The organism is Lactobacillus equicursoris DSM 19284 = JCM 14600 = CIP 110162 (assembly GCF_001434815.1).
In the GTDB taxonomy this organism is placed as follows: domain Bacteria; phylum Bacillota; class Bacilli; order Lactobacillales; family Lactobacillaceae; genus Lactobacillus; species Lactobacillus equicursoris.
In genome coordinates, this window is sequence record NZ_AZDU01000076.1 from 1 (window position 1) to 4,631 (window position 4,631).

The 4,631-nt window shown below is 44.3% G+C and carries 5 protein-coding genes; all 5 read right to left on the minus strand.

The window, feature by feature from the left end; translation table 11 throughout:
• Positions 1 to 272 precede the first annotated feature (272 nt).
• Genes FC20_RS09120 through FC20_RS09135 form a run of 5 tightly spaced genes read right to left on the minus strand, consistent with a single transcriptional unit; the run spans position 273 to position 4,443 of the window.
• Complete coding sequence (locus FC20_RS09120; protein ID WP_008462345.1) at positions 273 to 1,550, minus strand: Fic family protein; 1,278 nt, start codon at positions 1,548 to 1,550, stop codon at positions 273 to 275.
• 23 nt (positions 1,551 to 1,573) lie between these two features.
• A complete protein-coding gene (locus FC20_RS09125) occupies positions 1,574 to 1,816 on the minus strand; it encodes a hypothetical protein (RefSeq protein ID WP_039944122.1) in 243 nt (80 codons plus the stop codon).
• A gap of 3 nt (positions 1,817 to 1,819) precedes the next feature.
• Positions 1,820 to 2,056: an ATP-binding protein gene (locus tag FC20_RS09130; RefSeq protein ID WP_008462343.1), complete on the minus strand. Its 237-nt coding sequence runs from the start codon at positions 2,054 to 2,056 to the stop codon at positions 1,820 to 1,822.
• Positions 2,037 to 2,453 carry a 5-methylcytosine restriction system specificity protein McrC gene (locus FC20_RS10215; protein ID WP_008462342.1) on the minus strand — a complete coding sequence of 139 codons (417 nt, stop codon included), beginning with the start codon at positions 2,451 to 2,453 and terminating at the stop codon, positions 2,037 to 2,039. The genes FC20_RS09130 and FC20_RS10215 overlap by 20 nt, the downstream gene beginning before the upstream one ends.
• A 55-nt stretch (positions 2,454 to 2,508) precedes the next feature.
• On the minus strand, positions 2,509 to 4,443 hold the full coding sequence (locus tag FC20_RS09135; RefSeq protein WP_008462339.1) for an McrB family protein: 1,935 nt from the start codon (positions 4,441 to 4,443) through the stop codon (positions 2,509 to 2,511).
• Positions 4,444 to 4,631: the final 188 nt, after the last annotated feature.

Genomic DNA, 4,631 nt, shown 5'->3' on the forward strand with positions numbered 1-4,631 from the left:
TACGGAAAAAGCTGCTCATAAACTTACTCAACTACAGAAAAAGTTGCTCATAAACTTACTCAACTATGGAAATCTCTGCTCAAAAACTTACTCAACCAACCGTAAATGGCTGCCAGTTGAGTACACTTTGGGCCAGCACTTGCCCTACTTGAGTACGATTGTGTGAAGCTTTTTGTCAAAAAAGGCCGTAGTTGAGTAAACTTTGGGCCAGCAACTAAGTTGCTTGAGTCACTTTGTGTGACAAAAAAGAGTCGAATCCGTAGATTCGACTCCTACCTAACCAACTTGTGCAACTTGGGCCGGCCTGAAACCAGGCTGATCACACCGATTTCCTCCAGATAAGCCAGTGAACGCTTGGTCCTGCGCTGAGAAATGCCATCCTCCGAATTCAGCTTGATGATGTCGTTGTCCTTGATCCCCAGCCTGTCGTTGTTAACGAACAGCGCCGACTCGGCCAGGTAGCGCAAGATCGCCCTAATCGTGGCCTGGTCGTGCTCCCCATTCTCAGCCAAATGCGCGGCTTCTTGATCCACTTTTTTAAAAACAAAATCCAGACGTTGACGGGATCCCTGCAAGGCTTCAAGCACTTGCTCCTGCTGAGCAACCAAGATTTCCAGCATGTCCTTGATAAAAAAAGTCAGCTCTGCCCGATTCTCTGCCACGTCCGCTTCTTTAAACAGCTTGTAGTAGCGCGACGCCTGGGCATGGATGGCAGTCGCCACCGAAAAGCCAGTGAACTTGTCAAACTTGGCTGATAGGTAAGTTGACAGCAGGTAGCGGCCCATCCGGCCATTGCCATCCAAAAATGGATGCGTGCTTTCAAAGAAAAAGTGGTTGATCAGCGCCTTGTAAACAGCAGGCAGATCGTCATCGTTCATGAAGGCGATAAGGCTCATCAAGGCTTCTGAAATTGCCAGTTCCGACGTTGGCGGCACGTGAACGGTTTTAGTCGCATTCCCGATCCGCAAAGCTTGCCCATCTGGCAAAGTATCTCTAAACAGCTGCCCATTAGGATTTTTCTCAGGGGGAATCTCCCCTTTTAACAGCTCGTCGTAAATGTTGCGGAAATCCTGTAGGGCCGTAATCGACAAGAGTTTCCCGCGCGAAACTTCCTGGTACATGCGAACTGTCGACCAGAGCCGCTTTTCCCGGGCGCGCAGACCATCATCCAGACTGTTGATAATGGTGCTGATCTCGGCCGCATCGGTTTTGATCCCTTCAATCTCGTTGGTATAGGTAATTTCGTCCAGCAACAAAGAATTTAAAAAATGTGCCTGGGCCACGCCCGGGAGCTGACCCGCCAACTGACTGATCTGCCGGGAATTGCATTCTAGCTGACTAGCCAGGGCCACCAAATCGGCGGTGTAAGTGAAGAAGATCGGGAATTCCTTGGTCTGCCCGCCCCTTTTTTGATAAGTCAGCAAGGGAAAAAGCTTGGTCACCATGCTAGCCGGGCTAGTCAGCCGCTTTTCGTATTCATCCTCGACAGAAAAATCCGGATCGTAATTATGTTGGTAACGTTCAATTGCCAAAGGCAAGTATTTGTTCATTTTTCTCCCTCCTTGCACCTTTTTCAGCTAATTATATCGTCAAATTCCCTATTTTGCATGTTTATCCTGCACAAAATAACCGCTATTATTAACAAAATGGCGGTTTTGTTTATTTGTGGCAGATAAATAAGCCAGCGTCCTTGGTAATGTGGAAGCCACCGGCGACTTCCTTGAAGTAAGACGCCAGCATCCGCCACACCTCTTTTAGCACCGCCGGGATGCATATGTGCCTTTTTGGCAAATTCGCCGGAAGTATAGTAGGTCATGTGCTAGGCCTCCAGCATCCAGTCCACAACGTACTTGATCTCAATGCCGTCAACGCTGCCTGCATCAAACATGTTCAAGGTCAAGACCACCTTCTTGTAGCCGTCCGGGATGTAGCGCAAATTGTCGGTCTCCCGAGTGCTGTTATCCGGCAAACGTTGAGTCACCTGGTAGTAAACGACCTCGCCGCCCTTGCGGGCAACAAAGTCGATTTCGCTGCCTTCATAATCGCCAATCGTCACCTGATAGCCCCGCCGCAGGAGCTCCAGGTAGACAATATTTTCCAGCTGGTTGCCAAGCGGTTGACTTAAGAATCTGGTTGTATAAATTATCAGCTGACAGCTCATCAAAATTGCAGGCTACCAGCTTCCGGCAAGCCAACTGGTTGCGAATTGTTCCTGCCATATCAATTTTGCCATAAACTGTTGGCAAATCTTCATGACAAGGCACATATTCGCGGTATAGGCCTTGTTTTAGCTGCTTACTAATCCCTTTGGCTAAAATCGCAGCAAAGAGATTATCTATGTTGCTAAAGCTTTCTTTCTCGACATTTTTATATTCTGCTTCATGTAAATTGCTAAAAGCGTAGCTAAGCATATAGTAAATATTTTTGATAAAAATGCTCTTGTCCTTAATCATTTAAGGCCTCATGCAGGACACTTTCCCAATGCTCCAACTTATCTTGATTGTCAAACTAGTATTCTCTAAGCATTGGCAAAATATCGTAGTCAACAATCAGTTGCAGTTCGTCACTTGTCCATTCTCCGTCCGGCTTACTGAAGTAACTGTGCCCAATACAGAAACCTGGTCCTAGAGACGGATCTTTGCTGATTTCATCGTTTAGTTCCTCAATTTGGTTGATCAGCCTATCAAAAACGGTATTACCTGCAACCATCTGCTGTTTCATAAAACCGGCAGATTCAAAAGCCGGTTTCATGTCAAAGAAAGCAAATCTTCGCCGCAGAGCATAGTCAATCATTGCCAGACTGCGGTCAGCAGTATTCATCATCCCAATCAAGTAAATATTGCTAGGAACGGCAAACGGTTCATCTGTATAGGCCAGGGTTATAGCTTGATCCCGGTAGTCACTTTCTATCAGCATCAATAACTCACAAAAAATCTTACTTAAATTGCCACGGTTGATTTCATCAATAATAAAGAAGAAAGGCTCGTCAGGGTGTTTAGCCGCTCGCTTGCAAAAGCGGAAGAAGCTACCGTAGCGCAATTCAAACCCATTTTCTGTCGGCTTATAGCCCATCATGAAGTCTTCGTAGGTGTAACTCTGGTGGAATTGGATCAATTCAATATTGTCATCCTTTTTCTGGCCTAGCAAAGAATAGGCCAGGCGCTTAGCAGCAAACGTTTTGCCGACGCCCGGTGCACCTTGCAAGATCACATTTTTCTTTCGCTTTAAAAGAACTGACAAGTGCTCATAATCTTCTTCAGACAGGTAGACTTCGGATAGGAAATTATCTTTTGTATACGCTACAGGATTGTGTTCTCTAACCTTGTTCATAACAAATTTGTACTCTGATTCCGTCATCCTAAACAGTGACCCCGTTGGACTGATGAAAACTTCCATGTCTTTCAGTTCCGGACATTGACGTAGATCTTTATAAGCTACTGGCTGCTTAAATTCCTCAATTTTCTTGAAGAAAACTGCCTCGCCATCACTAGCCCGGCTGATTTCCATCAAAGCTACCACATTCCGGCTAGGGTAAGATTCATAACCAATAACTTTATCGCCAACTTTTGCATCCAAAAAGTACTGGAAAACCCGCCGCTTATGGCCACTATCACTATAGAGTGTGTAATAGCGCTCCTCACCAAGCTTTAAATCAGACAGGTTCCAATAATTAGGATTAGCATTCAACCACCAGTACTGCTTCTGACCAGTTGCGGGAGTCAAGTCACGGTGCTGGACAAGGTAGCTGCAGATGTCGGATGCTAAAATAAAAAGTTTAGTGTCTTTTTCACCAGACCATTGAAAACTATGACCAAACTTATCGCACAGATAATGCAGATAATTCGGTTCATCTTCCGTATCCCATTCAAGATAATACCTGTACTCATCAAGCAATAGTTCATTACCAGATAATCGCTCAACAATATCCCTTAACAAAATTGACCAATTTTGTAAGTTCTGAACAGTAGCTTCTGGCTTAAATTCATAGCCTAATTTAAGCCAACTATTTAGTCTTTGACACCCTTGCAAGTTAAAGGCGCCATATTTGTCAGGTGATTTAAGACAAAGGAGCATACTGATCGTTTCCTCATCTAAAACGCAATCTCCATCTAGTAGTTCTTCAGCTTGCTGCTCAAAGTCTTTGATCCGAATAAAGGCATCTTGACTTTCATCAAACAGATCAGCAATCATTGAACGAACTCTTTCGGGCGATCTTTCAGCAAGTTCCGACAGTGTATCACTATCAAACGTATTCAGGCTAAGAACGTCACCTACATTCTGTACAACATCAACAAACATGTTCTCAAAATTAGGATCGTCTAAACTCCAATTATTTTGAAAACATGCTATTGCTAACCACAAAGAGTGATCACTATGAATCCTGTATTCAAAGTCTTTCTGGTACGCTTCCACTAAGCTATCAAATCTAATCTTATCCAACATCTATTGTTTCCTCATCACATTTCTAATCATGCAAAACGTTCTATAGCTATTGTACTTCACTAACCCAACGCAGTGGATAATAAGCTGAACATAAAAACGCGGGCCCTTCATTTCGTGAAGAGATCCGCATTTGTTGTCGAAGTTCTTAAGTTGAAATGTAAGCACCCAATAGCAGAGTATATTAAAAT